Origin of the sequence: Anaeromicrobium sediminis (assembly GCF_002270055.1) — a bacterium.
GTDB classification, from domain to species: domain Bacteria; phylum Bacillota; class Clostridia; order Peptostreptococcales; family Thermotaleaceae; genus Anaeromicrobium; species Anaeromicrobium sediminis.
Map to the genome: position 1 here is coordinate 201,713 of NZ_NIBG01000002.1, position 26,303 is coordinate 228,015.

General features: G+C 30.3%; 25 protein-coding genes. 19 read left to right on the top strand and 6 right to left on the bottom strand.

Translation table 11 applies throughout. From position 1 onward, the window contains the following. Positions 1 to 147 precede the first annotated feature (147 nt). Together CCE28_RS03860 and CCE28_RS03865 are read left to right on the top strand one after the other, a co-directional pair. Positions 148 to 1,554: a peptide MFS transporter gene (locus CCE28_RS03860; RefSeq protein WP_095131162.1), complete on the top strand. Its 1,407-nt coding sequence runs from the start codon at positions 148 to 150 to the stop codon at positions 1,552 to 1,554. A 136-nt stretch (positions 1,555 to 1,690) separates the two neighbouring features. Next, on the top strand, positions 1,691 to 2,770 hold the full coding sequence (locus CCE28_RS03865; protein ID WP_095131163.1) for a M24 family metallopeptidase: 1,080 nt from the start codon (positions 1,691 to 1,693) through the stop codon (positions 2,768 to 2,770). A gap of 80 nt (positions 2,771 to 2,850) precedes the next feature. Here CCE28_RS03865 and CCE28_RS03870 read toward each other — a convergent pair whose 3' ends face one another. Continuing rightward, a complete protein-coding gene (locus tag CCE28_RS03870) occupies positions 2,851 to 4,014 on the bottom strand; it encodes an iron-containing alcohol dehydrogenase (protein ID WP_095131164.1) in 1,164 nt (387 codons plus the stop codon). Positions 4,015 to 4,362: 348 nt separating this feature from the next. Here CCE28_RS03870 and CCE28_RS03875 point away from each other — a divergent pair, with 348 nt between their 5' ends. From CCE28_RS03875 to CCE28_RS03885, 3 genes are all read left to right on the top strand, one after another. After that, entirely contained in the window at positions 4,363 to 5,346 is a 984-nt protein-coding gene (locus CCE28_RS03875; RefSeq protein ID WP_095131165.1) for a helix-turn-helix domain-containing protein, read from the top strand. A 194-nt stretch (positions 5,347 to 5,540) separates the two neighbouring features. Next, the gene (locus CCE28_RS03880) at positions 5,541 to 7,286 is read left to right on the top strand and encodes an ABC transporter ATP-binding protein (protein ID WP_095131166.1); all 1,746 of its coding nucleotides are present in this window, start codon (positions 5,541 to 5,543) and stop codon (positions 7,284 to 7,286) included. A 1-nt stretch (position 7,287) separates the two neighbouring features. Then, positions 7,288 to 9,012, top strand: coding sequence for an ABC transporter ATP-binding protein (locus CCE28_RS03885; RefSeq protein WP_095131168.1), 1,725 nt, complete (start codon positions 7,288 to 7,290; stop codon positions 9,010 to 9,012). A 153-nt stretch (positions 9,013 to 9,165) separates the two neighbouring features. Here CCE28_RS03885 and CCE28_RS03890 read toward each other — a convergent pair whose 3' ends face one another. Then, positions 9,166 to 10,356 (bottom strand): trans-sulfuration enzyme family protein, encoded by a 1,191-nt coding sequence (locus CCE28_RS03890; protein WP_242972889.1) that lies wholly within the window; start codon positions 10,354 to 10,356, stop codon positions 9,166 to 9,168. Between the two features lie 205 nt (positions 10,357 to 10,561). Between CCE28_RS03890 and CCE28_RS03895 the strand changes: the two genes are divergently transcribed. From CCE28_RS03895 to CCE28_RS03915, 5 genes are all read left to right on the top strand, one after another. Beyond that, a complete protein-coding gene (locus CCE28_RS03895) occupies positions 10,562 to 11,134 on the top strand; it encodes a class I SAM-dependent methyltransferase (RefSeq protein WP_095131170.1) in 573 nt (190 codons plus the stop codon). A 393-nt stretch (positions 11,135 to 11,527) separates the two neighbouring features. Continuing rightward, a complete protein-coding gene (locus tag CCE28_RS03900; RefSeq protein WP_095131171.1) occupies positions 11,528 to 11,770 on the top strand; it encodes a hypothetical protein in 243 nt (80 codons plus the stop codon). A gap of 813 nt (positions 11,771 to 12,583) precedes the next feature. Next, a complete protein-coding gene (locus tag CCE28_RS03905; protein ID WP_095131173.1) occupies positions 12,584 to 13,468 on the top strand; it encodes an ABC transporter ATP-binding protein in 885 nt (294 codons plus the stop codon). Between the two features lie 5 nt (positions 13,469 to 13,473). Continuing rightward, positions 13,474 to 14,271, top strand: coding sequence for an ABC transporter permease subunit (locus CCE28_RS03910; RefSeq protein WP_095131175.1), 798 nt, complete (start codon positions 13,474 to 13,476; stop codon positions 14,269 to 14,271). A gap of 33 nt (positions 14,272 to 14,304) precedes the next feature. Beyond that, positions 14,305 to 15,102: an ABC transporter permease subunit gene (locus CCE28_RS03915; protein WP_095131177.1), complete on the top strand. Its 798-nt coding sequence runs from the start codon at positions 14,305 to 14,307 to the stop codon at positions 15,100 to 15,102. Between the two features lie 299 nt (positions 15,103 to 15,401). Here CCE28_RS03915 and CCE28_RS22695 read toward each other — a convergent pair whose 3' ends face one another. Further along, positions 15,402 to 15,524 (bottom strand): hypothetical protein, encoded by a 123-nt coding sequence (locus tag CCE28_RS22695; RefSeq protein ID WP_278277521.1) that lies wholly within the window; start codon positions 15,522 to 15,524, stop codon positions 15,402 to 15,404. Between the two features lie 558 nt (positions 15,525 to 16,082). Here CCE28_RS22695 and CCE28_RS03920 point away from each other — a divergent pair. From CCE28_RS03920 to CCE28_RS03950, 7 genes are all read left to right on the top strand, one after another. Next, positions 16,083 to 17,159, top strand: coding sequence for a leucine-rich repeat domain-containing protein (locus CCE28_RS03920; protein ID WP_095131179.1), 1,077 nt, complete (start codon positions 16,083 to 16,085; stop codon positions 17,157 to 17,159). A 15-nt stretch (positions 17,160 to 17,174) separates the two neighbouring features. Continuing rightward, complete coding sequence (locus CCE28_RS03925; RefSeq protein WP_095131181.1) at positions 17,175 to 17,762, top strand: ferritin family protein; 588 nt, start codon at positions 17,175 to 17,177, stop codon at positions 17,760 to 17,762. 76 nt (positions 17,763 to 17,838) lie between these two features. Continuing rightward, positions 17,839 to 18,543 carry a hypothetical protein gene (locus tag CCE28_RS03930; protein ID WP_095131183.1) on the top strand — a complete coding sequence of 235 codons (705 nt, stop codon included), beginning with the start codon at positions 17,839 to 17,841 and terminating at the stop codon, positions 18,541 to 18,543. Positions 18,544 to 18,650: 107 nt separating this feature from the next. Continuing rightward, complete coding sequence (locus CCE28_RS03935; RefSeq protein ID WP_095131185.1) at positions 18,651 to 19,175, top strand: isochorismatase family cysteine hydrolase; 525 nt, start codon at positions 18,651 to 18,653, stop codon at positions 19,173 to 19,175. A 75-nt stretch (positions 19,176 to 19,250) separates the two neighbouring features. Then, positions 19,251 to 19,472: a YdbC family protein gene (locus CCE28_RS03940; RefSeq protein WP_095131187.1), complete on the top strand. Its 222-nt coding sequence runs from the start codon at positions 19,251 to 19,253 to the stop codon at positions 19,470 to 19,472. Positions 19,473 to 19,746: 274 nt separating this feature from the next. Next, positions 19,747 to 20,337 carry a HutD/Ves family protein gene (locus CCE28_RS03945; RefSeq protein WP_095131189.1) on the top strand — a complete coding sequence of 197 codons (591 nt, stop codon included), beginning with the start codon at positions 19,747 to 19,749 and terminating at the stop codon, positions 20,335 to 20,337. A 63-nt stretch (positions 20,338 to 20,400) separates the two neighbouring features. Then, positions 20,401 to 20,748, top strand: coding sequence for a DUF952 domain-containing protein (locus CCE28_RS03950; RefSeq protein ID WP_095131191.1), 348 nt, complete (start codon positions 20,401 to 20,403; stop codon positions 20,746 to 20,748). 187 nt (positions 20,749 to 20,935) lie between these two features. On the opposite strand, the gene CCE28_RS03955 is transcribed toward CCE28_RS03950, so the two are convergent. Together CCE28_RS03955 and CCE28_RS03960 are read right to left on the bottom strand one after the other, a co-directional pair. Continuing rightward, positions 20,936 to 21,457: a hypothetical protein gene (locus tag CCE28_RS03955; protein WP_095131193.1), complete on the bottom strand. Its 522-nt coding sequence runs from the start codon at positions 21,455 to 21,457 to the stop codon at positions 20,936 to 20,938. Positions 21,458 to 21,520: 63 nt separating this feature from the next. Further along, a complete protein-coding gene (locus CCE28_RS03960) occupies positions 21,521 to 22,888 on the bottom strand; it encodes a sulfurtransferase (RefSeq protein ID WP_095131195.1) in 1,368 nt (455 codons plus the stop codon). 177 nt (positions 22,889 to 23,065) lie between these two features. Between CCE28_RS03960 and CCE28_RS03965 the strand changes: the two genes are divergently transcribed. After that, positions 23,066 to 23,323 carry a GIY-YIG nuclease family protein gene (locus CCE28_RS03965; RefSeq protein ID WP_095131197.1) on the top strand — a complete coding sequence of 86 codons (258 nt, stop codon included), beginning with the start codon at positions 23,066 to 23,068 and terminating at the stop codon, positions 23,321 to 23,323. 73 nt (positions 23,324 to 23,396) lie between these two features. Continuing rightward, positions 23,397 to 24,725, top strand: coding sequence for an MATE family efflux transporter (locus tag CCE28_RS03970; RefSeq protein ID WP_095131199.1), 1,329 nt, complete (start codon positions 23,397 to 23,399; stop codon positions 24,723 to 24,725). A gap of 117 nt (positions 24,726 to 24,842) precedes the next feature. Here the strand turns inward: CCE28_RS03970 and CCE28_RS03975 are convergent, their stop codons facing one another. Then, positions 24,843 to 26,237, bottom strand: a complete 1,395-nt coding sequence (locus CCE28_RS03975) for a hypothetical protein (RefSeq protein ID WP_095131200.1) — start codon at positions 26,235 to 26,237, stop codon at positions 24,843 to 24,845. Positions 26,238 to 26,303 lie beyond the last annotated feature (66 nt).

A 26,303-nucleotide genomic window follows, 5' to 3' on the forward strand; every position in this document is an offset into this window, starting at 1 on the left:
TAATTTAAGTTTTACTATAAAAATTATTGCAATAGTGAAAATGAGATGATATACTTAACCCGTAAACCGGAGAATTGTCTAAAGATTCTAAAGGTTATTTAATTTGCATACTAGAGGAAAACGTATGCTAAAAAAGGGGGAGTTACTTTGGCTACATCAACAGTAAAGTTAAAGGGGCATCCAGCCGGATTTTGGTTTGTTTCGGTGCTTCAAACATGTGAAAGATTTAGTTATTATGGAATGAGGGCATTATTAATTTTATTTCTTACAACTGAAGCAATTAAAGGTGGCCTTGGAATGGATAAGGTTACAGCTTCAACAATTTATGCAAACTTTACGATGCTTGTGTATTTTGCACCTTTACTTGGTGGTTATATTGCTGATAATTATTTAGGAAAAAGAAAAAGTTTCTTTATTGGTTCCTTATTAATTATTGCTGGTATGGTAACACTATTTTTAGCCCCATCGAAAGCAGTTGTCCTTGCTGGCCTTGCTTTAATTATCGCAGGTAATGGAATGTGGAAACCGAATATTACGGCTATCGTTGGAGATTTTTACTCAAACACAGATCCAAGAAAAGATGGTGCATATTCAATCCATTATACCTTTGTTAATATAGGCGCATTCTTTGCACCACTTGTGTGTGGTACAATTGCAGAAAAAACTTTTGCTGTTAAGCAAGGAGCTGAAGTAATTAGCTATGGTTATAAATATGGATTTTTAACAGCTGGATTTGGTATGTTAATAGGTTCAGTTTTATATTTAATATTTGCTGACAAATTATGTGGTGAAATTGGTAAATTAACTAAAAAGTCAATTAAAAATGAAGTTGTAGAAAAAGTTGAAAAGAAACCTTTAACAAAAGAAGAGAAAAAGAGAGTAATGGCAATTTTAGGATTATCAGTATTTGTTATCATCTTCTGGGCAGGATTTGAGCAAGCAGGTTCAAGTTTAACCCTATATACAAATGATTTTATAGATAGAGATATTAATGGATTCATAGTTCCTACAAGCTGGTTCCAATCAATCAATCCATTTTTATGTGTAGTTTTAGGTCCGATTTTCGCAGCATGGTTCTTAAAGCTTTCCAAACGTCCTAAAGGTGATATTCCAACACCTAGAAAGATGGGTTACGGATTAATTATTCTTGGTCTTGGATTTGGTCTAATGGCTGCAGCTGCAATTCAAAGAGGTAATTCAACAGATGTTGCAGTAAAAGCACATATTATTTGGTTAGTAGGCGCATATACACTTCATACAGTAGGTGAAATGTTCTTATCTCCAGTAGGATTGTCAATGGTAAGTAAACTTGCTCCAAAACAAATCGGTGCTTTAATGATGGGAGTTTGGTTATTTGCAACTGGATTTGGTAACTATATTGCAGGTATGTCAGCTGCTTTTGTTGAGTCATGGGGTGGACTGCAAGTGTTTGGTTTCGTAGCTGCCGTATCAGCAGGTGCAGGAGTACTACTTGTTGTAATTACTCCAGTATTCCAAAAGCTAATGGTTGTGACTGAAGAGAAAGATGAAAATTTACAACAAGTTAATGCATAATTGAATTTGATTAAAATAAAGCTATTTTGCATGACTTGAGGTACGAATAGGTTAATAAGTACTCGTACATGTAAAATAGCTTTTTATTTTATGTAAATTACATATAGTAAGAGATAATCGTCAAGGGGTGAAGAGAATGAAAAAAGAGAGATTAAATCGCATATTAGGAAACATGGATAAACATAATATTGAGCAATTAATTATTACTTGTCCTGATTCAATTTTTTACTTATTAGAAGAATGGATTCATCCAGGTGAAAGAATGTTGGCACTGTTTTTAAATAAGACAGAAAAGCCAAAGCTAATTATAAACGAATTATTCCCAATGCAAAGGGATTTAGGGGTAGATTTAGTAATTTATAATGATACTGAAAATCCTGTAGATTACCTTGGAGAGCTTATAAATGAAGAAACTGTAATGGGAATTGATAAAGAATGGCCATCTCGCTTTTTAATTGAGCTGTTAAGTCAAAAAGAAGGATTAAGGGTTATAAATAGTTCTATTGTTGTAGATGAAGTGAGAATGATTAAAGATAAAGAAGAATTGGATTTAATGAGAAAGGCTTCAGAAATAAATGATAAAGCCATGGGCGAGTTGTTAGAATATGTTAAAGAGGGAAAACATACAGAATCCCAGTTAGGAAAAATTTTAGAAACAATCTATGCTAAATACGATACTCATGGTTTTTCATTTAGTCCATTAATTTGTTATGGAGAAAATGCTGCTGAACCTCATCATAGTTCGGATGATACCGCATTAGAAGAGAATAGCTCTATAATTATTGACATAGGTTGCTTTAGCAAAAACTATGCATCTGATATGACAAGAAGCTTTTTCTATGGAGAGCCAAGTGAAGAATATAAAAAGATATATGAACTTGTTAGAGAAGCCAATAAAGCTGGTATAGAAGCAGTAAAGCCAGGAGTGAAATTTAGTCATATTGATAAAGCTGCAAGAAAGGTCATAGAAGATGGGGGTTACGGAAAGTACTTCACCCATAGAACAGGGCACAATATTGGGATTAATGTACATGAGTTTCCTGATGTAAGTTCAGTAAATGACATGGTAGTGGAAGAAGGAATGGTTTTCTCCATAGAACCAGGTATATATTTAACAGGCAAGTATGGCGTAAGAATTGAAGATTTAGTTGTAGTTACAAAAGATGGTTGCGAAGTATTAAACAACTATTCTAAGGAGTTATCTATCATAAAATAGTAATTTAGATTAGTTATCTATATAATGAAAAGGGGTTAAAGATTATAATCTTTAACCCCTTTTAAATTCATATAAGTAGTTTATTTAGCTAACTTATAAATATTAACTATGTCATCCTTCTCAAGCTTAATAAAATTACCTTGAGGTCCAAACTCTGTAGCCTTTTTAGCCATTTCCTCATATCTATCTTCTGTTATACCTGCATCTTTCAATGTTGTAGGCATTCCAAGGGATTTGAAGAAGGATTCCATTCTGTTAATACCTTCTAATGCTGTCCACTGTGGGTCATCAAAGCTCATAGGAACGTCCCAAACTCTAGTTGCAAATTGTATGAATCTGCTTAAATCATGTTTATATACATACTTCATCCATGCAGGGAATATAATAGCTAAACCTGCTCCGTGGGTCATGTCATAGATTCCGCTAAGTTCATGCTCAATATTATGAGATGCCCAATCGCCCATCCTTCCAGTACTTAATAAATCATTGTGAGCAATAGTAGATGCCCACATGATCTCTGCCCTAGCGTCATAATCATCTGGAGTTTCTAAAACAGTAGATGCATTATCAATTATTGCCTTTAGGGTTCCTTCACAAAGTCTATCAGTTAAATCAACATTCTGTTCATTTGTAAAATATCTCTCCATTATATGAGCCATCATATCAACAATACCTGCAGCCGTCTGATATTTAGGTAAAGTAAATGTGATCTCTGGATTTAAAATAGCAAACTTAGGTCTGATAAGGGGACTACCAAAGGCCTTTTTATAAAGCCCCTCTTCTTTAGTTATAACACTTCCACTACTAGATTCACTTCCCGCTGCTGGTATGGTAAGAATAACTCCTACTGGTAGAGTATCCTTAACTTCTGCCTTACCTAAGCAAAAGTCCCATACATCACCATCGTATTTAGCTCCTACTCCTATGGCCTTTGCAGAGTCAATAACACTGCCACCTCCAACTGCCAATATGGAGTCTATATTTTCACTTTTGCATATTTCTATACCCTTGTTAACTAAACTTAGTTTAGGGTTAGGCTCTACTCCTCCTAATTCAACTACCACTATTCCTGCTTCTTGTAAACTATGTAGGACTTTATCATATAAACCATATTTCTTTATGCTTCCTCCACCGAAATGCAGAAGAACCTTTTTTCCGTATATTTTTAATTCTTGTCCAACCCTGTTTTCAGTATCTTTACCGAAAATTATCTTTGTTTTGTTTTGAAAATCAAAATTTAACATAGTTACCTCCTAGTACGTCTAATACATATTGTATACATGTGTAAATTAAATATCATATTTATATAAATTATATCCTTTAGTTAAGAGAAAGGTCAATGGCATGAATCATATTTTCATATAAGAGCTGAAAAAAACGTTTAGTTAGTATACGATTTATTTTTCCTGAAGCAATTTAATACTGTGTAAAAATATAAATTAATTGACAATATATGGGGGTAATAATATAATTACCTAAAAGAAAATGATATTCATTATTAAAGTTATATTCTATATTTATCTAAATAAAATTAATAATATAATAGAATGAAATTAGATTCTACCTACCTATGGAGGAGGATTAAATTTAGAATGAAAATAAAAAAAAGTATAGTAGATGGATATTATAAACATGTGGAAGAGACATATTGCTGTAAAACATTAGATGAATTGTTAGGCAAAAAATATATTATAGGAGAAGAATTTGGGTCTGGGAATTTTTCAAGGATGAAAATAGAAGAAGGGTTAGAAATTTCAAAACTCAAGATTAATTCTCCAATAGAGATTGATTTTGATAATAGATATTTTCAAGATGAGATACTAGAAGTGGGATATTGTTATGGGGGCCATATAAAAATTTTTTCATTCCCTGACAATAGGGAGTATGAGCTCAAAGGTGGAGATATTTTCATCTATAAAACATTAAATAATATAGATTATTTTAAATTTAAATATGAGAAATGTAAAACCGTATCTATTACCATGAATTTTAATACTGCGAAAAATACTATAAACCCAATTTGGGAAGATAGATTTATAGTAGACTGGCAAGAAAATATTAATAATATGTTTAAAGGGAATATATTATTGGTTGAAAAAAATAGCTATAATTTAAAGCAAATAGCAGAGCAGATAGATTCAATTTCCATAGATAATGTAATGGGATATATGAAACTTAAATTAAAAGCAATAGAGTTTATAACCACCCTTTTTGAAGAAAAATTTGCTGAAAATTCATGTCAAAATTCAAAAGAAGAAGTAGTGCAAGAGGTAATAAGAGCCAAAGACATAATAGGTAAGAATCTTGAAAATCCACCATCTGTTAAAGAATTAGCTAGTGATTTGAATATAAGTGTATATAAACTTCAAAAGGGATTTAAAAATATTACAGGAAATACAGTTTATGAATACATAAAAAAAGCAAGGATACACAAGGCAGAAGATTTATTAAAAAATACAAATATGACAATTATGGAAATTACAAATGAATTAGGATACGAAAATCCAAGTAAATTTGCAAATTTATTTAAGCGATATAATAATATAACCCCATTAAAGTATAGAAAATTACAATGAAAAGTAAAATGAATAAAACTTTATTAAATAATAATATGAAAATGCTTCAGAGGAATAAAAATCGAGTATATGATTTTTGTTTTTTGGAGCATTTTTCATTTGTTTTGTGGAGTGGAAAATGATAATGATTATCAATTATAATTATAGAGAATAAATAGTACAAAAATTAAAGAATTGTTTGAAGGAGGGAAACTATGGAAAGAAAATCAAATTTTAAATTTCTGCTAGAAGTATCTGGCAGAGAAAAAAATAAATTATATTTAGCTGCCATATTTAGTGTAATAAGTTCAGTGTTTGCCATAGGACCATATATTTTAATGTACAACATAATATTAGAGCTTTTTAAAGAATCAGTGAGTTATGAAAAAATAAAATCTATGGCTATAATCGTAAGTGTTATTGTAGTTATGAGAATGATAATATTCTTAGCATCAGGAATATTTTCTCATGTGGCAGCCTTTACAATACTGTATGAACTTAGAATGAAGGCTGTAGAACATATTTCAAAATTCAATATGGGATTTTTCACAGGTCATACAATTGGAGAAGTTAAGAAAACTATAAATGAAGACATAGAGAAATTAGAAAATTTTATAGCACATCAAATTCCAGATTTAGCTTCAGCAGTGGTAACACCTATTATAGTCATATCCTATCTTTTATATTTAAATTGGAAGTTGGCATTAGTTTTGTTTATTCCAATTATTTTAGCATTTCTAAGTCAAATGGCCATGTTTAAGGGTATGAAAAAACGTATGGAACATTATCATGAATTGCTTGAAAAGCTTAATTCTACCATCATCCAATACATAAATGGAATGAATGTAATGAAAGCATTTAATTTATCTGCAAAATCTTTTAAAAACTATAAGGATACAACGGAGGAATATGCAGAATATTGGATTGACATAACCATGGAATCAGCTCCACTTTATGGCGTGTTCTTAGTTCTTATAGATTCGGGACTTTTATTTATAATCCCTATTGGAGGAATAATGTTTTTAAATGGAAGTATAAATTCCTCTACCTATATATTATTTTTAATTCTAAGTGCAAACTTTCTTACTTCTTTTAAACAATTACTGGAATTTGGATCAAAGTTTTCAATGCTTCTAGAAGGAGCAGGAAAAGTAAGGAACATTATTGAACAAGAGGGACAAGTGTCAGGAAATAGAACTTTAAATGAAGTGATTGAGGGAAAAATAGAGTTCAATAATATTACATTTAAATACGACAAAAAAGAAGTGATAAAAGATCTATCTCTAACCATAGAGCCTAAGAATATAGTTGCACTTGTGGGGCCTTCAGGTTCAGGAAAAACCACATTAGGTCAATTAGTAGGAAGATTTTGGGATGTTCAGGAAGGTAATATTACAATAGATGGGATAGATATAAAGCATATTAAAATGGAAGAATTGATGGATAAGATATCCTTTGTGTTTCAAAATATTTTTATGTTACAAGATACCATATTAGAAAATATAAGAATGGGGTCAAATAAAAGTGAAGAAGAGGTTATTAAAGCTAGTAAAAAAGCACAAATTCATGACTTTATAATGGCCTTACCTGATGGCTATAATACATTACTTGGAGAGCATGGAATCAAACTTAGTGGAGGAGAAAAACAAAGAATATCTATTGCCAGAGCCATATTAAAAGATAGCCCTATTCTAATTCTTGATGAAGTAACTTCTTATTCAGATATAGAGAATGAAAGTAAAATACAAGAGGCCCTTAGAACCCTATTAAAAGATAAAACGGCTATAATTATAGCTCATAGGCTATATACAATAAAGAATGTGGATAAGATTGTGGTTTTAGAAGAAGGAAAAATTGTAGAGCAGGGAGATCATAATTACCTTATGAACAAAAATGGACTATATAGGCATTTGTGGGATATGTATGATTATGAAGTTGCAGAAGTGAAAGGAGGGGCTTAATATGTTGGGAGATATAAAAAAATTATTAGGTGAAGAGAGTAAAAAGCTTAAGAAGCCTATACTTTTATTGACTGTGGATACTTTCTTTAATATGTTTTTTTATTCAATGTTATACTTTGTATTGCTAGATTTGATTAAAGAAGAATTGAGTTTTTCAAAAATTAAGACCTATTCAATGATCATGATACCTGCATTAGTAGGAAGAATGTTAATAAATTCAAAGGGGTATACAGAAATACAGGCTGAAGGAGCACGAGCTATTGAAAGTATGCGTATATCGTTGGGAGATCATATTAGGAATATAAACCTTGGATTTTTTAATAAAAATAGCATAGGGAATCTATCAAACATAATGACTAATGATTTGCAAGATTTTGAAATGGTAATAACCCATAGTACTGGTGATTTGATAAAAACAGTGTTTCTTACTATATATCTTCTCATAATAACATTTTTTATTGACTATAAGCTAGGTTTAATTCAGCTGATGGTAATATGTGTGGCCATGCCTGTTATTTATATAGGAGGTCAGAGGGTTACAACTATAGGAAAGCAAAAGAAAGAAGTTATGAACGAAGTTATATCAAGGTTAGTTGAATACCTTAATGGAATACAGGTATTTAAAGCGTATAACCTGGTAGGAGAAAAGTTTGAAAGACTAGAAAAAGCATTTAGGGATTTTAAGAAAGAAAGTATAAGAACAGAGGTGGCCATTGTACCCTTTGTGTTGATATTTCAAATAATAGTTGATATAAGCTTTCCCCTATTACTTATTATAGCTACAATGAGATTTGGAGAAGGAAGTATTGACAAGAGAGAATTTCTAACATTTATCATAATAAATTTAGCCCTTACAAATATATTAAGAGCATTTGCTGCTCAGTATGGAGTCTTTAGATATCTCAAACTGGCGTCTAAAAAACTAATACAAACATATAATCATCCAGAAATGACCTATACATATGAAGAAGGGAATTTTCAAAATTATGATATTGAATTTGAAAATGTAAACTTTGAATATGAAGAAGGAGAAAATATTATAAATAATTTAAGCTTTCAATCGAAGGAAGGTACAATGACAGCCCTAATTGGGCCTTCGGGTTCAGGAAAAACTACAATTACAAGCTTAATAGCTAGATTTTGGGATGTTAAGGATGGGACTATAAAAATAGGGGGAAAAGATATAAAAGACATAAAACCAGATTCCCTACTAAAACATGTAAGTATGGTATTTCAAGATGTATATCTCTTAAATGACACAATATACAATAATATAAAATTAGGGAATCAAAGGGCAACTAAAGAAGATGTAGTAAGAGCGGCTAAAATTGCGAATTGTCATGAGTTCATAGAGAAGCTAGAAAACAAGTATGATACCATAGTAGGTGAAGGTGGATCTACTTTATCAGGAGGAGAAAAACAAAGAATATCAATAGCTAGGGCAATACTCAAAGATGCACCTATAATATTACTAGATGAAGCTACAGCGTCCCTTGATACAGATAATGAGATAGAAATTAGAAAATCTATAAAAAAACTTACGGCAGATAAAACAGTAATAGTAATAGCACATAGATTAAACACCATTAAAGATGCAGACCAAATCATAGTGTTAAATGAAGGAACTATAGAAGAACAAGGAAGTCATGAGGAATTAATGGAGAATAAAAAGAGATATTGGAACATGTATAATGAAATGGAAAAGGCTAAAAAATGGTCAATTTAATAATGTGGTTGAAAAATAAGAATGATACAGAAGAATCTGTATCATTCTTATTTTTGTAAGAAATTTGAAAGTTTCAACTTACTATAGCAATTTTTCTTCAGAAACTATTTGGCTAATTTCTAAATAAAATAGGAATCTATCATGAGTAGTAAGTTAAATCTTTGATAGAGCATTTGCTAAATCATCTATTAGATCTTTAGAATCCTCAAGTCCTACAGAGATTCTAATAACTCCTAAGGACAGACCCGTTTCTTTAAATGCTTCTGAAGTCATCTCTCGTAAATAGGATATGGCAGGAGCATAGATAAGACTTTCATGGCCTCCCCAACTAACTCCTATTTTAAAGTAGTTAAGAACATTTACAAATCCTTTTATCTTATCTAAATCCTCCGTATGTAGCTCAAAACTCATTAGACCGGTAAAACCTTTCATCTGACTTTTAGCTAACTTATGTTGAGGATGAGATTCTAGGCCTGGATATCTTACTGTTTTAACCTTTGGATGGGATTCTAAAAATTTAGCTACCATCATACCGTTAGACTGGTGCCTATCCATTCTCATAGATAGAGTCCTAAGAGACCTTGTAAGGAGCCATCCTTCAAAGGGAGCTAACTTTCCTCCAAATAAAAGGTATTCATTTAAAGCTATACTTTCAATGTGATCTTTTTTCCCTATAACAACTCCAGCTACCACATCAGAGTGACCTCCAATATATTTAGAACAAGAATGGACCTCCATATCTATACCCATTAAAAGGGTTTTTTGAAAGAGGGGAGTGGCCCAAGAATTATCTACTATTGTTTTTATTCCATTAGCCCTTGCTATTTCAGATATTTTACTTAAGTCTTGAATGGTAAATACTGCTGATGAAGGAGACTCCAGATAAATAAGAGTTGTATTAGGGCGAATTGCCTTTTCAATTTCTTCCACATCTTCACCGTTTATAAGGGTCACACCTACATTCCATTTATTCTTTAAGTATTCATTTATGAAATTTAAAGAGGGTCCATAAAGGTTTTTAAGGGTGATTATGTGATCACCACTTTTAACGCAATACATTATGGCAGCGGAGATGGCTGCCATTCCAGAAGAAAATAACTTAGCCCTTTCACCGCCAGCCAGTTTAGCCAATTTTTTTTCAGCTATTGTTACAGATGGATTATTCCCCCTGGTGTAAATGTTATTGTTTATGGGATCGGAAAATGCTTTATCTATATGATCCCAATTTTCAAAGGTAAAGAGAGTATTTTGGTATATGGGAGGTACAACTGCACCTCCATGTTCAAACCTTTCTTCTCCAAAATGATTTATCATGGTATTTACACCTATCATATTATTTTTCATGTAAAATCCCTTCCTTTCTATTCCCATGCCCATTGTATTTTGTAAATTACATGTATGTCAACATGAAGAGTAGGATTACTTTTATGTTTATTAAAGTTAATTAAAGGGTATAGGTGAGTGTGAACTATAGTAATATTAATTGAGAAGGTTATAATATAAGAATATAATTATAATATGAGCTATACTAATTTAGGGAGGAATCACAATGCATAAATTTCAACCAAAGAATAAGAGTAAACTTGATAATGAGTGGAGAAGAGAAAACCTACCTCCACAAGGGACCCTTGAAAAATTAGGGTTAGTAGCAGATGATACGGTGGCAGATGTGGGGTGCGGTATAGGATATTTTACTGTTCCTGCTGCACAAATTGTAAATGAAGAGAATAGTGTTTATGCTCTAGATATTTCAGAAGAAATGCTGGCTGAAGTTATTAAAAGAGGAGAAGATGCTAAAATTACAAATATTCATACCATACAGACTAGTGAATATGATCTAAAAATTCCTGATGAATCTGTTAGTTTTGCACTTCTTGCAAATATAGTTCATGAGGTGGAGGATAAAGAAAAATTTTTAAGGGAAGTATCTCGAATATTAAAACCTAAAGGAAAAGTTGCAGTAATAGAATGGGAGAAGAAAGAAACAAAAATAGGACCTCCAATTGATCATAGAATTAGTAAAGAAGAAGTAGGTCAGTTGTGTAATGATTTAGGATTACATATGAAGGAAGAACTTGAGTTTGCACAATGTTTCTATGGTCTTGTAGTAGTAAAGAAATAGAATATGTCTATGAATGATGGGAGATGATTGAATTAATCAATTATCTCCCTATTTTTACTTACAAGGAAATTATAAATTTTAAAAACTGTGGATAAGTAAAAAAATAAGGGGTTGTAGGGGAAGAATTCACCTACCTCTTTAAAGGAGGGTGCTCAGCAACTTTAGTTGCGTCGAAGGGAACCATAGGGTTCCATAGCGAAGCATACGGGGTATGCCTTTTTTATATTTAAATTTTTTAAAATGTATAATTTATAAGAGACATAAAATGGAATTCTAAATAGATGTAAAAAGGGAAAATTAAATATATAGATAATTTAGACTTAAGTTGAAAAATGTGAAAACCTAGATTTGAAAAAGCTATTATAGAAATTGAAGAAGGAATGGGAGTTGCACATGGGAGAAAAAGAAAAGGGTTGTTTAAAAGACATAACAGGCAAATCAAATATTGTGAATTTAAATTGGAGAAGAATTCCTAAAGAGATAAGATGTGAACTCATTAATGAGGTGTATTGTGGTCATTGTGACGATTGTGTAAAAATAATAATATATTATATAGAAGAAAACAAATATGAGTTAATTTTGCAGGGGAAATGTTCAATTTGTGGAAAATATTTAGAAAAGACTATAGAAAAATAAGGACTCTAGATTATAAAAATCAGTGTCCTTATTTTGTGATTATTAGGGAATTATAAGCTAATTAAAAGCGTGTGTATTTATAACTTTTGTATACAAATTTTATAAAAGGTTTTAGGAGTGTTATAATTGTTGATTTTCTGTATATGAAAAATTTTTCATATTTAATCTAGCAACCACATCTTGGCTCAGGATTACAACACGTACAGAATATAACAACTAACAATAGGAAAAAGAATAATAAACTGCTGTCACAGCAACCGCCCATGTACTCACACCTCCTTTACCGAGGAAGTAAATTTAGTAATTGTTAGCTAATATACATTATGTGTTAACATAAGAGTTCGTTACACTAAATTAGTTAAATAAAAAACGCATTATTAGGTGATTTCCCAAAGAAGTTAGGTTAGGGCATTATTATATAAATAATTTAATCAGATAAAAAATCATTACCCCTCAGTAATGATTTTCTATCTGATTAAGTATGTTCGTTGAGCTATGTTCTAATACTCATAAGAGCCACAGAAATAAGGCATGCAGAATAAAACAACTAATAGTAAGAAGAAGAACAATAAAGTACTATTGTCGTTGAATATTTCAGCCATATATTGCACCTCCTTTGTTGAGGTTATAAGTTTCTCTGATAATATAGGTTATGAGTGAGGGCTTAACCCTGTTACTTTAAATTAGATTTACATTTGATTTTGCAAGTATAAGAAGAATAATAGAAACTTTCTTGCAAATAATATGGTTAATAATGTTTAACTTGTTAACAATATTCAAAATTAAATTATATTTTAAAGGGATGTTTTAAAAATGAATGTTATTGAAACGAACAATTTAACTAAAAGTTACGGGAAATCAAGGGGGATTGTGGATATTAATTTTAGTGTTAAGGAAGGTGAAGTCTTTGGGTTTATTGGGCCAAATGGTGCTGGTAAATCAACCACTATTAGGACACTTTTATCTCTAATATATCCAACTAGTGGAAGTGCTAAGATATTTGGAAAGGACGTTGTAGAACATGGTCCTGAAATAAAAAAAGAAATTGGTTATTTACCCTCTGAAGTTTTTTATTATGACAATATGAAGGTTATTGACCTTCTAAAGTATTCAGCCAGCTTTTATAAAAAAGATTGTACAGAAAAAATCAAATATTTAGCAGAGGTAATGAATCTTGACCTAAATAAAAAAATTGATGATTTGTCCTTTGGAAACAAGAAGAAGGTTGGTATAGTTCAGGGGCTACTTCATGAACCAAAATTAATTATTCTTGATGAGCCTACTAGTGGCCTAGATCCTCTTATGCAGCAGAAATTCTTCGATTTATTAGAAGAAGAAAATAAGAAAGGTGCAACAATCTTTTTTTCCTCTCATATATTAAGTGAAGTTCAAAGATTGTGTGATCGTGTGGCAATTATTAAAGAGGGTAGAATAATAAAACTAGAGAAAATTAGTACTTTAAAAGAAAATAATTATAAAAAGTTCAAGATTGAAACTATATCAAAACTAGATAAAAATTACTTTAATATTGCAGGTGTAAATAAATTAGAATCCAAGGGAAATGTGGTTAATTTCATGTTTAAAGGGAATATCAATACAATTATGCAAAAGATTGCAACTGTTGACATAAGTAATATTTGGATAGATGAGCCTGATCTTGAAGAAATTTTTATGCACTATTATTCAAAGGAGGAATAGATAGAATGAATATATTCCTACATGAATTAAAAGCTTATAGGAAATCCACTATTTTATGGACCATATCATTGGTTTTGGTGAATATTGTGTTTTTTTCATTATATCCGTCCTTTTCAAAGGATGTTGAAAAGATAAAAAGTTTAATGGAAGGCTTTCCTGAGGCCATAAGAATTGGTATGGGCATTTCTTTAGATAGTTTTGCTAGCATATTAGGATATTATTCCTTTCCCTTCACATTTGTACTTTTGATTGGGTCAATTCAAGCTATGAATTTTGGTACTTCCGTTGTATCGAAGGAAGTAAGGCAAAAGACAGCAGATTTTCTGTTAACAAAACCTATTAGACGGACACAAATTTTAACTTCTAAGATAATGGCAGTAATTACAGCATTAGTAATTACAAATGTAATTTACATAGGAGCTACAATCATGACTATCTCTGCTGTAAAGAATAATGACTATGATTCTAAAATATTATTTATGATTTCTATAACATTGTTATTTGTACAATTAATATTTATGTCTTTAGGCGTTATTATTTCAGTAATACTGCCTAGAATTAAATCTGTTCTACCTATTTCTCTAGCTACTGTGTTTGTTTTTTATTTTATAAGTTTTTTAAGTTCACAGGATCCAGATGATATGATTCGATATATAACTCCCTTTAAGTACTTTGATCCTACTTATATTATAGAGAATAGTGCATATGAGACACCCTTTCTTATTATAACTTTGGTGTTTATTGTAGCCTCTATTACAGCAAGTTATGTGATTTATTCTAAAAGAGATATTCATGCTGTTTAGTGGATTCGTTTTAAAAACTAGGAGGTTTAATGGATGAATATATTTACTAGAGAAATGAAGGCACATAGAAGATCATTAATTATATGGTGTATAGGTATGGTAGGAATGATTGGGTCAGGCATGGGGAAATATGCAGGCTATGCTAGTTCAGGAGAGTCTATAAATGATATATTGGCTATATTTCCTAAATCATTATTAAACATAATGGGTATAAGTAGTTTTGATTTATCAACTGCCATGGGGTTTTATGGAGTTACCTTTTTATATCTTGTATTAATTTCTAGTACCCATGCTGCAATGTTAGGAGCAAATATTATAGCAAAGGAAGAAAGGGATAAAACAGCAGAGTTTTTATTTGTAAAACCTGTTTCAAGAAATAAGGTTATAACGTCAAAGTTATTAGCTGTACTTTTAAACAGTATAATTTTAAATACAGTTACATTGATTGCATCATTAGTTATTGTAAGTTATTTTAATGAAAGTGATGGAATATTGAGGGATATAATAATGTTGATGGTGGGTATGTTTGGTCTACAGCTTATATTTATATGTATAGGCTCATTGATTGCATCTGTCAGTAAAAAATCTAAGACGGCCGCTTCTACTGCCACTGGAGTATTACTCATTACTTTCGTTTTATATATGGTCATAAATATGTATGATAAGCTTGAAAATCTAAAGTACCTCACTCCCTTTAAATACTTTGAAGCTGAATCCATAATTTTAGGTAATGGTATTGATTTTATTTTTATAATACTATCCGTTGTAATTATTGCAGTATCACTGGTAGGAACTTATGTATTTTATAATAAGAGAGATTTAATGGTATAGTATACAATTGAGTCGTGATTAACATATTTTCCTGTTTGCAGTATTCTAGCAATACAAATAAATAGAAAGAATTGAGATAATAAATAGAGATATTTTCTATAATATAATAGAAAGTATCTTTATTTATTTGCAAACATACAGTTATGACAACTAAGCTATATAAACCTATATATCTATTCTGAGAAGTAAAATAACTTAGTCATAAACTTAACGAAAACTCATAAAAAAACAAAACAATAGAAAACCATTACTAGAAAGTAATGGGCTCTATTTTGCATATATATTAATTAAGGGATTGTCTAATATCCACAATATGGCTCGTAGCCACAAAATGGCATTTTATATAAAATAACTAGTAATAGGAAGAAGAATAATAAATCAGTTGGACACATAAAAGAATCTATACAATTCTTGTCAGCCATGTATATTGCACCCCCCTTATCTTTTATGTAAATTACACCTGATAGTATAAAATATGATGTTTAGAGCTAGTATGTTACATTGAATTTACAGTTTGGTCCATTTAATAGAAAGTTTATAAAAGTATCTCTCATATAGAACAAAAATAATTTAAAGCTCAGTACTAGGTATAGTAGTGAGCTCTTTGGCAGATGTTTTAAATTAAATACTACAAGGATAGCCTTCCTAGTGTGGCGATATTCTTTGAAGGTTATATTGTCTAATTTATTCCTTTGTATGTTAGGTAAGTTTGGTGCCTATTAGAAAAAGTCAAAATAAGGCATGAAGAATAATACAATTAGCAATAAGAAGAAAAATAATAAAATAGTATTATCTTCAAAGAGATTTGATAAAGCTTCAACAGTCATGAATGTGCACCTCCTTTGTTAAAACGCAAATTTAGCTGTTAATATAAAATATGAAAGGGATATAAAGTTGGTTACAGTATTTTTAGTTTGGAGAAGAAGGAATAAGATATATATGTATAGAAATATATAAAGTCCTGTTAGGGAGGGGTATAAGTGGAGGCGAAGAATATTAGGGATTATAAAAGAGACATTTTGTGGGGATCTGTAGGTATGGTGGCTTTTATGGTTATCCATCTGTTTGTTACGGACATGTTTATAAATGGTGCCAGCCCTGCTGTATGGATAGGGCTTTTAATAGGTGTTACCATAAGAAACTGCAATAAAGGATTTACTGAGAAAGAAGGATTTGTAGTTCCTATAGTTATGATAATAAATTATCTTTTATTTAAGGTAGGTGTGTATATACCAACAGAGTTTGTATTGTTTGGAAGTTTATCAGGTCTATTAATTTATTATGTTCATAAGGGATATGAACGTAGTAAAAGGATTATTATTCCATTGATTCTTATTTTATTAAGCGTATTTTTATTTTTAAATTATTATATGTTTAAAGATAATATCATAAAAGATAGAGCGTTTTATAAATTTGTTAAGAAAGAATACAATATAACAGGAGATATAACTGAAGAAGATTTAGGAAAAATAGAAAAGTTAAGCTTAAAGGATAACATAAATAGATTAGATGGAATAGAAAAATTCAAGAACTTAAAGGTATTAAGGTTTTGGTACGGAAGAAAAATAGAGAGTTTAAAACCTATTGATAAATTAAAAAATGTGGAAGAGTTATGGTTTTGGTATATTAACTTAGATAAAATACAAGAGCTAGATACTATGGAATCTGTTACGTGGTTAGAGATTACATACCCTAAGGGGGGAAGCTTAGAATCTCTTAAGAATATGCCTAATTTAAAAAAATTAGCAATACAGGGAATGGATATGGATAATCTAAATATGTTAAAGGGCCTTAAACATTTAGAAGAATTACATGTTTCAGATGGATACGTTAAAAGCCTTTATGGGCTAGAGGCATTGCAATCCATCAAAACATTGAGTTTTTATAAAATACATAATTTAGATATAGACAAAATATTTGAACTTAAAAACCTTGAAAAGATAAAATTAAATGGAGCTACAGTAAATGACAGAGAAAAATTTGATAAAATAGTAAAAGAAAGAAATATACAGGTAGAAGAAAGGACCCCTGTTAATTTGGGTAAAATCATAAATTGAAGGGAGAGAGTATAGATGGAGCAATTAAAATGTTTAATTTGTGGGATGAATATAAACTTAAAAAACTATAGACTAAATGAAAATACCTTTTTAGAAAAAAATGAGGAAGAGCATATAATAAATTGCCCCTTTTGTGGAGTGGGAAAAGTTTATCTAGATAATAATAAGGCCCTATTTAAAGTGGAAAGTAAAGAGTTAGACGAAGAAACTTTAAAAGTATTAGATAAGGCCATGAAATTAGAAGTATTTAATGGTGAATTTTACAAGGAAGCCAGTGAATTAGCTAAAAATAATGAAATAAAGGAATTGTTTAAGGAACTAAGCTCTGTAGAATTTATGCATGCTAGAGTGCATAAAATGTTAGGTGGTTTTAAGGAAATGCCTAAGCTTCATAAGCCAGACTATACTAAATATGATAGTGATGACCTATTATTAGAAGAGGCTAGAAAGAGAGAAAAGCATGCCATAGAGTTTTATAATAAAAATAGCAAAGTAGTCTGTAGCAATGTGGTAAAAGAAGTATTAAAGGCCCTATCCCATGTGGAAAAACAACATGAAATAATAGCAGAAAGTAGAAAAGAAAAAACATTAGAAGTTACATAAAAGTAGCTTCTTTTTTTTGTCAAAAAGTCATTTGTACGGATAATATGGTATATGTTTAGTATAAGGGGTGATTATATTGACAAATACTTTTAATATAATATTAGGTAAAGATAAATATATTCTTTTAATGAGTGAGGACAGAAATAACAATAAAACCAATATTCAATTAAAAAAGAATCATGATGATAGACCTGTTACCTTATACTATACTAGTTTAAATTATGTGGGAGTTAAAATATACAATAAGGTGTGGAATGTGACCAATGATCATGTTGTAGTATTTTATTCTGAACCAGAAGGAAATGGAGAGTTTATATCCTATGATGTATTAGGAATTAAGGAGAAGGTGCCAAGAATCCTCATAGGAGAAAAGGCTTTATTTCAAGGAACTGTATTTTTTTATGATACTAGACTCATAAGGGGTGTAGGAAATAAATTTAAAGTATGGTCAATGGATCACAATAAATTTGCATTTAAACCATTTATTATACCTCCATATCCAAATGCCCATATTATAAGATATGGAATAGATTCAAAGGGAAATGTATATGTACATCCCTATAATGAAAGTATAAAGATTGGAAGTATAGTTCAACTATTAAAGAAAGACTTAAATAATTACACGGATAGAACGTTAATATCTAGTATACCTCCTAATTGTGTCAAGTATATGAGAGCAGGACTATTTAAAGTTAATAGTAAGGGGAGTGCTAAAATAACCATAATCCCACAAGGATATGACTTGGATAGGAGTAAAGATATTAACCTAAATATATATTGATGTTATTAAAGGCTATTATAAAAAATATAATAGTCCTTTGTATATAAATGTATTTTATAGGAATACTCATTATTAGGATTATTTAAAAAGGTTGAGGTGATTCTAATATGAACTTACAACATTCAGCCCTTATAATAATAGATGTACAAAAGGGGTTTATAAATGAAAACACAAAACATATACCTGGTAAAATTACAGACTTAATAGAAAAAGTAAAGTTTGAACATATTATCCAAACTAGATTTATAAATAAGCCAGATAGTCCCTATGTGAATATTTTAAATTGGACGGGTCTTTTAACTCGTGAGGAGATTAGTTTTCCTAATGGACTTAAATTAAACAATAGTTTGATAATAGATAAATATTATTATAGTGCATGTACTAAAGAGTTTTTAGATTATATAGCAAAGAAAAAGATAAAGCAATTCTTCTTAGTCGGTATAAATACAGATATATGTGTTTTAAAAACAGCAGTAGATTTATTTGAATTAAACTATAGATCTTATGTTTTAACGGAATATTGTGGTAGTACTAGTGGACAAAAAAGTCATGAGGCAGGTCTCTTTATTTTACGGAGGTTTATTGGTGATAAGCAGATTATTACCAATAGTGAAAAGTACTTTAATATCTAGAATATGGTATAATTATTATGGTTTAAACTTAAATAGAGTTTTACAATGACTAATAGTACATAAGAGGTGAATAAAATGGCTGGAATAAAATACGAAATAATTAAAACAGAAGGAGTAATATCAGAATCTTCTAGGGGATGGACTAAGGAACTAAATTTAATAAGTTGGAATGATAGACCACCTAAATATGATTTGAGAGATTGGGCAGCAGGGCATGAAAAAATGGGGAAGGGTATTACCCTATCTAAAGAAGATTTAAAAAACTTAAGGGATATATTAAATGAAATGGATTTATAAATTTAAAAAGTTCTTTAACTTATGTTAAGGAACTTTTTTACTTACTAGGAAATTATAAATTTCTAAAACTGTGGGTAAGTAAAAAAGGAAGGGGGTGTGGGGGAACATCCCCTGCCTCTTTAAAGGAGGGTGTTCAGATTGCGAGAGCAGACGCCTGCGGGAACCATAGGGTTCCATAACGAATCATGCGAAGTATGACTTTTTGTTTATAGACTCTTTTATAGACGTTTTTATGTTAAAATTTCCATGACGATATAATATAAGGAGTGGCGATATGAATTATAATATAGAATTAATTAAAGGCTCAGATTTAATAACAAGGCAGTGGTCTGGTGGAACTACAACTGAAATTGCCATTAGGCCAAAGGATTCCATATACAAAGACAAAAATTTTAAGTGGAGAATTAGTTCGGCTAAGGTGGAGGTGGACGAGTCCACATTTACTTCACTACCTAATGTGGATAGAATATTAATGGTTCTTAAGGGAGAACTTAAACTTGAACATGAAGGACATCATAGTTGTGAATTAAGGGAATTTGACCAGGATTCCTTTAGTGGAGATTGGACTACTAAAAGTTTTGGGAAGGTTACAGATTTTAATTTAATGACCATAGGCTGTAGTGGGAGAGTAGAGCCTATAAAGCTTGATGAAAATAATGTGGTAAGTTTTTCTGAAGAAGAAAACCAAGATGTGGCCCTTTATTGTGTTAATGGAGAAACACATGTGGAAATAGATGAAGAGGAATCTATAATTTTAAAAGAGGGAGATACTTGTTTAATAAGTTCTATTAAAGAAAAAGTAGCTATTAGCATATTAAATAAAGAATCAAAGGCAAATGTAGTAAAAGTTAATGTAATGTATTAAATTCACGGTTATATTATGTGATATAATGATTGGAGGTTCTTCGTGTAATAAGGAGGAAAAAAGATGATCATATATACAGCTACTTTAAAGGAATGGGAAGAAATAAAAGATAAAGAGTATTTTCAAAGTTCTAGCTTGGAACAAGAAGGATTTATCCATTGTTGCTATCCAAAGCAAACACTGTGGGTCCTTAATAAGCACTATAAAGGTGAAGAAAGTACATGGCTTCTTTGTATAGATGAAGAAAAATTAACATCAGAACTTAGAGTTGAAGATTTAAAGAATATGGGAGAGAAGTTTCCGCATGTATATGGAAAAATCAATGTAAGTTCCATAATTAACAGGGTTAAAATACATAGAGACAATAATGGAGAATATTCTATTACTAAGGAATTAAAAGAATTATATTAATTAAAGGACAGTTATTTAATAACTGTCTTTAGGCTTTTGGCAAATCTGAATTTCTTCTTTGTTGCTGAAACCAAGACCCCTTACGTATGGCCATATACGCTGCGGTCTCTTACTTTCATCACGCCTCGAACTTGAAATTTGTCAAAGGTCTATAACCTTGTAGACTTTGTCTACAATCTGAGGACAGTTATCTAATAACTGTCCTTTTTAAGTACAATATTAAAACTAATATACCTAGGGGATAAAAGCTATTTAATGTAAATAAGGTCCCTTCAAATATGCCGCTTCTCACTTCTTCATAGGTTATAAATAGGGTGCCTATTATACCAAAGATAAGGCATATGTTCATTAAGGATGATTTACGTTTTTTCATAATTATTATTAAAGTGAAGTAAAATAATACATATCCGATTAACCAACTCATATTTTTAAAGGTTAAGTAATCATTATATATATCTAATATTAAATTAGTAAATGCTCCTATAAAGGCCACATATATACTTACCAAAAATATTTTTTTGTATTTAAAATTAAATATTATATAGAATAATAAACCTATTAAAAATATCATTTGTGAAAACTGAAATAAAACTTCACCTAGTTGGAAAATAGATTTAAATTTCAAATACAATTTTAATTTAGGGATAAAATCTAAATAAAGTCCAATTATGGATAATAAATTTATAAAAATAATTATAATTTTACTCAATACATCATCTCCTTATAAAAAGAATAAAACAGAAACAAGGAGCTGTAAAGCTCCTTAATTCTGTTAGTTTTGAGGATTTCCAATTTCAATAGGATTATTATCTGGATCAAGGCTCCATTGGAACCAGCCATCATCAAATACACTTATGTTCTTCCAACCTAGTACATGGGCATCTATGAATGTTAAAGATGCTCTCCAACCTGTACCGCAATAGAAGGACGTTTTATCATTTTTATTTAAACCAATTTCCTTGTAGTAGTTTTCAACTTCTGCAATACTTCTATGAGTACCATCTATATCTTCAAAGTTAGCCATATCTTGAGATGTATTTCCAGAGTTAGCCCATATAGCTCCCTTTATTCTGCCTTTTCTATCAAAGTAGCTGTAACCACTAGTTTTACCTATATATTCATCCCAAGTTCTAACACTTACTAATTTACCATCCTTTAGAACTTCCTTAGCTTCTGGAATATTTATTATTAAATCTGGATTTTGAGGGATTTTAGCTCCAAAATCTGCAATAGCCTTAGGTTCATTCATAGTAGTTTCAAGTTCTAAACCAGCATCTAACCAAGCTTGTTTTCCACCGTTTAATACACGAACATCTTCAACTCCTAAGTACATCATCACAAGGGCAACTCTCTCAGCTCCCATGGAAGGAGTACCGTATACAATTACTGTAGTATCCTTTGTTATACCAAACTTTTTAACTACTTCTTCAAGTTCAGCATCAGTTTTTACATTCCACTCAGGACCCTTTTCTATTTCATTAGTATCAAATTGAAGGGCTGTTGGTATATGACCTTCTTTGTATATGTCTAATCCATTATAGTTAGACTCAAGTAGTGCGTAACCGCCTCCTGGATAAGTCTCAGGGTTTTTACCATCAATTAGATCCTTAACCCATTTGGGAGAAACTAAAACTTGGTAGTTTTCATATTGAATTACTTCATTAGATTCATCCTTAGACCAATCTAAGAACTTATAGTTTGAAACTTTTTCATAACCTAAACTAACTAATTTATTATATAGGCTTTCACTAACTTTTCCATAATCAGAATAAACTATAATTTCTTTTTCCTTTGTGATTCCCTTTTCTTCTAATAAATTATTTAACTCACTATCATCCTTAACCTTATTTAACCAAGTTGCAGGAAATTGAATAGCACCAGGAATATGTCCTCCTCGTACATCTTCATTTTCTTTAAAACCGTTAAAAGCTTCATCTGAACGAGTATCTACTAATACTGTGGCCTCACTTTGTAACTTTTCCTTTAAAGCAGATGTATCTATGTAAACCATTTCCTTTGATTCTGTGTTAGTAGTCTCTGTTACTTCACTTTTATCAGAACATCCTATGAAAATAGAACTTACTATTAAAAGTAAAGTAGCTAATACTATAAATTTGTTTTTGAATTTTGTCTGAAACACTTTTATCTACCCCCTGAAGTTTGTCGAAAATCATTGTATTCTAGATATAGTCTATAAAAATTTTAGTTATTTTACAAATAGAAAAAGTTTATAGAACTTTATTTGATATAAAGATTTCATATAGTATACTTTAGTATGATAGTACTTTGACTTATTTACATAGAAAAGGGTGGTTAAATGCACTTTGCATATATGGTAAGATGTAGTGATAATTCCTTGTATAGTGGATATACAAAGGGGAATGGTCCAGAAAAAAGGATTGAAATGCATAACAGAGGAATCGGTAGTAAATATACTAGAGCTAGGTTACCCGTTAAATTAGTATATTTCGAAAAGTTTCAGAGTAAAAGTGAAGCCATGAAAAGGGAATATGCATTTAAAAAACTTAATAAAAAACAAAAGGAAAAGCTAGTTAAGGAATTTGGAATGGAATAATTAAAAAACTTTAAAAAAGTGTTGACTCTATACTTGGTATAGACTTTATAATCTCCCTTAGGAGGGATGAGATATGAAGTCATTATGGAAAGAATTTATTAAATATGCTGTACCATCTGTAATAGGTATGATGGTTTCAGCACTTTATATAGTTGTTGATGGAATATTTGTAGGTAGGGGAGTAGGTGTAAGCGCTTTAGGTTCAATAAATGTAGCTTTACCTGTTACAACTCTTATGATAGCTATAAGTATGATGATAACTATGGGAGGGGCAGCAATAATGTCCATAAAGTTTGGAGAGAATAAGCATGAGGAAGGTAATAATATATTTTTAGAAAGCTTATTCTTAATAGTAGCTATAACAGGTGTATTGTCAATCGTTAGTGTTATATTTCCACAGGAAATAGCTAGAATGCTAGGTGCTAGTGATGAATTAGTTGTAGGAACAGCAGAATATCTTCGTTATTATATGATGTTTGGTATTGGATTTTCAGGTAGCTTAGCTTTAAGTGCCTTTGTTAGAAATGATGGTAATCCAAATTTAGCCATGATTTCTCTTATTTTAGGTGCAATAACTAATATAGTTTTAGATTATATTTTCATATTTGTTTTTAATCTTGGAATAAAAGGAGCAGCAATAGCATCAGGATTAGGACAATTATCTAGTGTATTTCTTCTGTTAACTCATTTTAGTAGAAAAAAGGGAAAACTTAAGTTATATGTTCCAAAGTTAAATAAGAATGATCTTATAAGAATTTTAAAAGTTGGAACACCAGAGTTTATCGTTCAAGTATCACCAGCAGTTAGTGTATTTGCTTTTAACATAGTGATTATGAGTAGAATTGGAGAAATTGGCGTTGCAGGTTTTAGTATTATTGGATATATAAGTACTGTGCTAATTGCTTTATTCATTGGTATTTCCCAGGGAATACAGCCATTGCTAAGCTATAATCATGGAAAGGGAGATAGTGATAAGGTAGATAAAGTATTTAAAATGGGAGTAAAGACAAATTTTACTGCATCATTAATAATATATGGTATAATATTCTTCTTTGGAAAGGAAATAATCAGCATTTTCAATGGAGACCAGGGATTAATAAAGTTAACTTATGATGCTATTATAATCTATGCATTCTCATTTGTTATTGCTTCAATAAATATAGTTAATGTAACTTATCATCAAGCTACAGAAAACTCAAAAACAGCAAATATTATATCTACAAGCAGAGGAATGGTATTTACAATAGTTTCTTTAATGGTACTTCCTATGATAATGGGAGATATAGGAATTTGGGTATCTATTGTTATAGGTGAGATCTGTACTTTACTTTTAATTATGTATTTGGCCTACGTAAAGAAAGTAGATATACAACTTAAAAATAAAGAAATATTAGAATCATAGAGCTAAATGACTAGGAATGTGAAATAATCACATCACTAGTCATTTTTTAATAGCTTTTTATAGAAGTAGTAAAATATATATGTGCTTATGCCAAAAGAAAGGATTGAAATTAAGAGGCTATTCCTTATTACCTGCATTAAAATTTTCCACATACAATTTCTTTACTTCCTTATTTCTATCTAAGTGTAACTGACAGGGTAATAGATACGGTTTTGGGTTTCTTTCTGTACGAGTATCTAAATCTATATAAAAATATTCTTTAGCATTAAAATGGACATAGCTTTTTATTGGGAATTTCAAAGAAAACTCATCTATAATATCCTTTGTTAGATAGAATGATAGTAGGTTTTTCTTATCCCTTTCAATGAGACATCCTTGGGCCAGTCGTAAAATAAAGAGTTCATCGTATTCTTCATTTATTTTTACAGGGTCTAACATATATATTACAAACATATCATCTTGTTTGCTGTAGCGATAGTAATACTCACCAAATTTTTTCCACAAGAGTTTCTTTTTAACTTTTTTTATGAACTTAAAAGAATATCCGTGGGTTAATCCTATGAACAAGGGGATAGGGAGGTTAAGAATGAGATAGAAGTGTAAGTCTCCTAAATGCCTACTAATCAGTGGGCTTCTTCTAAAATTGTCTCTTGTAGGGAATTCTCCTACTGTCAAAGAAAACTCTGTTACAATACCTAATCCCACCATTAGTAAAATAGAAAGACAAATAACCATCCTATTAAAAAGGTTATATTTTTTTTCTTTATACCTATTGTGAAAAACATCTATAATAAATAGAGTGCCTACTATTGGTAAAAGTATTTCTAGACTAAAAAGAGTAGTTGATGAACTATATGGGAATAGAGAAAGTAAAAATCCTTGCAACAATCCAATTAATATAGAAATACTAAAAATATAGGTGAAAGCTCTAAATGGAGTTTCATCATAAATTTTCTTATCAGATAATTCATCTAAAACATTATCAATATGAAAATCTTCATCCACTTCTGGATTAACTGCATTATATATGGTGTTAATTAATTTGTTCTTGTCTATTGATTCTAATCCAATTAGGGGGATTTTCAAAGTGTATTGAGATTTAAACAAAATAATAATAAATTTAACTATTGAATGTAAATCTTTGTTGATTTCATTTTTTTTAGTAGTTATTCCAAGAATGTAATTATTATTCATGGATAGAAAAAATTCTGCGTTTATTATTTCGTTTAAAAATACGATTTTTTCACCTCTTTTAGAAGATAGTTTTATTAATTTGTGATTTATCTCTAGATATATAGGTGATAGGAAAATATGAGACCATACACGGTAAATGATATATATAATTAATGAAAAGGTTAATATTTTAGTAATAGTATCTTGCTTGAATAGAAATAATAATATGATAAAAAATATGGCTGATAAAATTTCCTTAAATAGATCTTTCTTTGTGGGAGTATATTTTTTTATAAGAGGCAATTCATACAATTCATTATTATTAAAGTTATTTTCCATTAGCTTTGATCCTCCTAAGATTCTTAATATATAGGCATAGTGTTTCCAAAAGCATTTTTTAATATT

What these genes read in the sequence shown, in the direction of transcription:
- CCE28_RS03865 (WP_095131163.1), top strand. Translation starts at nt 1,691, where the DNA reads ATGAAAAAAGAGAGATTAAATCGCATATTAGGAAACATGGATAAACAT.
- CCE28_RS03870 (WP_095131164.1), bottom strand. Translation starts at nt 4,014, where the DNA reads ATGTTAAATTTTGATTTTCAAAACAAAACAAAGATAATTTTCGGTAAA.
- CCE28_RS03875 (WP_095131165.1), top strand. Translation starts at nt 4,363, where the DNA reads ATGAAAATAAAAAAAAGTATAGTAGATGGATATTATAAACATGTGGAA.
- CCE28_RS03880 (WP_095131166.1), top strand. Translation starts at nt 5,541, where the DNA reads ATGGAAAGAAAATCAAATTTTAAATTTCTGCTAGAAGTATCTGGCAGA.
- CCE28_RS03885 (WP_095131168.1), top strand. Translation starts at nt 7,288, where the DNA reads ATGTTGGGAGATATAAAAAAATTATTAGGTGAAGAGAGTAAAAAGCTT.
- CCE28_RS03890 (WP_242972889.1), bottom strand. Translation starts at nt 10,356, where the DNA reads ATGAAAAATAATATGATAGGTGTAAATACCATGATAAATCATTTTGGA.
- CCE28_RS03895 (WP_095131170.1), top strand. Translation starts at nt 10,562, where the DNA reads ATGCATAAATTTCAACCAAAGAATAAGAGTAAACTTGATAATGAGTGG.
- CCE28_RS03900 (WP_095131171.1), top strand. Translation starts at nt 11,528, where the DNA reads ATGGGAGAAAAAGAAAAGGGTTGTTTAAAAGACATAACAGGCAAATCA.
- CCE28_RS03905 (WP_095131173.1), top strand. Translation starts at nt 12,584, where the DNA reads ATGAATGTTATTGAAACGAACAATTTAACTAAAAGTTACGGGAAATCA.
- CCE28_RS03910 (WP_095131175.1), top strand. Translation starts at nt 13,474, where the DNA reads ATGAATATATTCCTACATGAATTAAAAGCTTATAGGAAATCCACTATT.
- CCE28_RS03915 (WP_095131177.1), top strand. Translation starts at nt 14,305, where the DNA reads ATGAATATATTTACTAGAGAAATGAAGGCACATAGAAGATCATTAATT.
- CCE28_RS22695 (WP_278277521.1), bottom strand. Translation starts at nt 15,524, where the DNA reads ATGGCTGACAAGAATTGTATAGATTCTTTTATGTGTCCAACTGATTTA.
- CCE28_RS03925 (WP_095131181.1), top strand. Translation starts at nt 17,175, where the DNA reads ATGGAGCAATTAAAATGTTTAATTTGTGGGATGAATATAAACTTAAAA.
- CCE28_RS03935 (WP_095131185.1), top strand. Translation starts at nt 18,651, where the DNA reads ATGAACTTACAACATTCAGCCCTTATAATAATAGATGTACAAAAGGGG.
- CCE28_RS03940 (WP_095131187.1), top strand. Translation starts at nt 19,251, where the DNA reads ATGGCTGGAATAAAATACGAAATAATTAAAACAGAAGGAGTAATATCA.
- CCE28_RS03945 (WP_095131189.1), top strand. Translation starts at nt 19,747, where the DNA reads ATGAATTATAATATAGAATTAATTAAAGGCTCAGATTTAATAACAAGG.
- CCE28_RS03950 (WP_095131191.1), top strand. Translation starts at nt 20,401, where the DNA reads ATGATCATATATACAGCTACTTTAAAGGAATGGGAAGAAATAAAAGAT.
- CCE28_RS03965 (WP_095131197.1), top strand. Translation starts at nt 23,066, where the DNA reads ATGCACTTTGCATATATGGTAAGATGTAGTGATAATTCCTTGTATAGT.
- CCE28_RS03970 (WP_095131199.1), top strand. Translation starts at nt 23,397, where the DNA reads ATGAAGTCATTATGGAAAGAATTTATTAAATATGCTGTACCATCTGTA.
- CCE28_RS03975 (WP_095131200.1), bottom strand. Translation starts at nt 26,237, where the DNA reads ATGGAAAATAACTTTAATAATAATGAATTGTATGAATTGCCTCTTATA.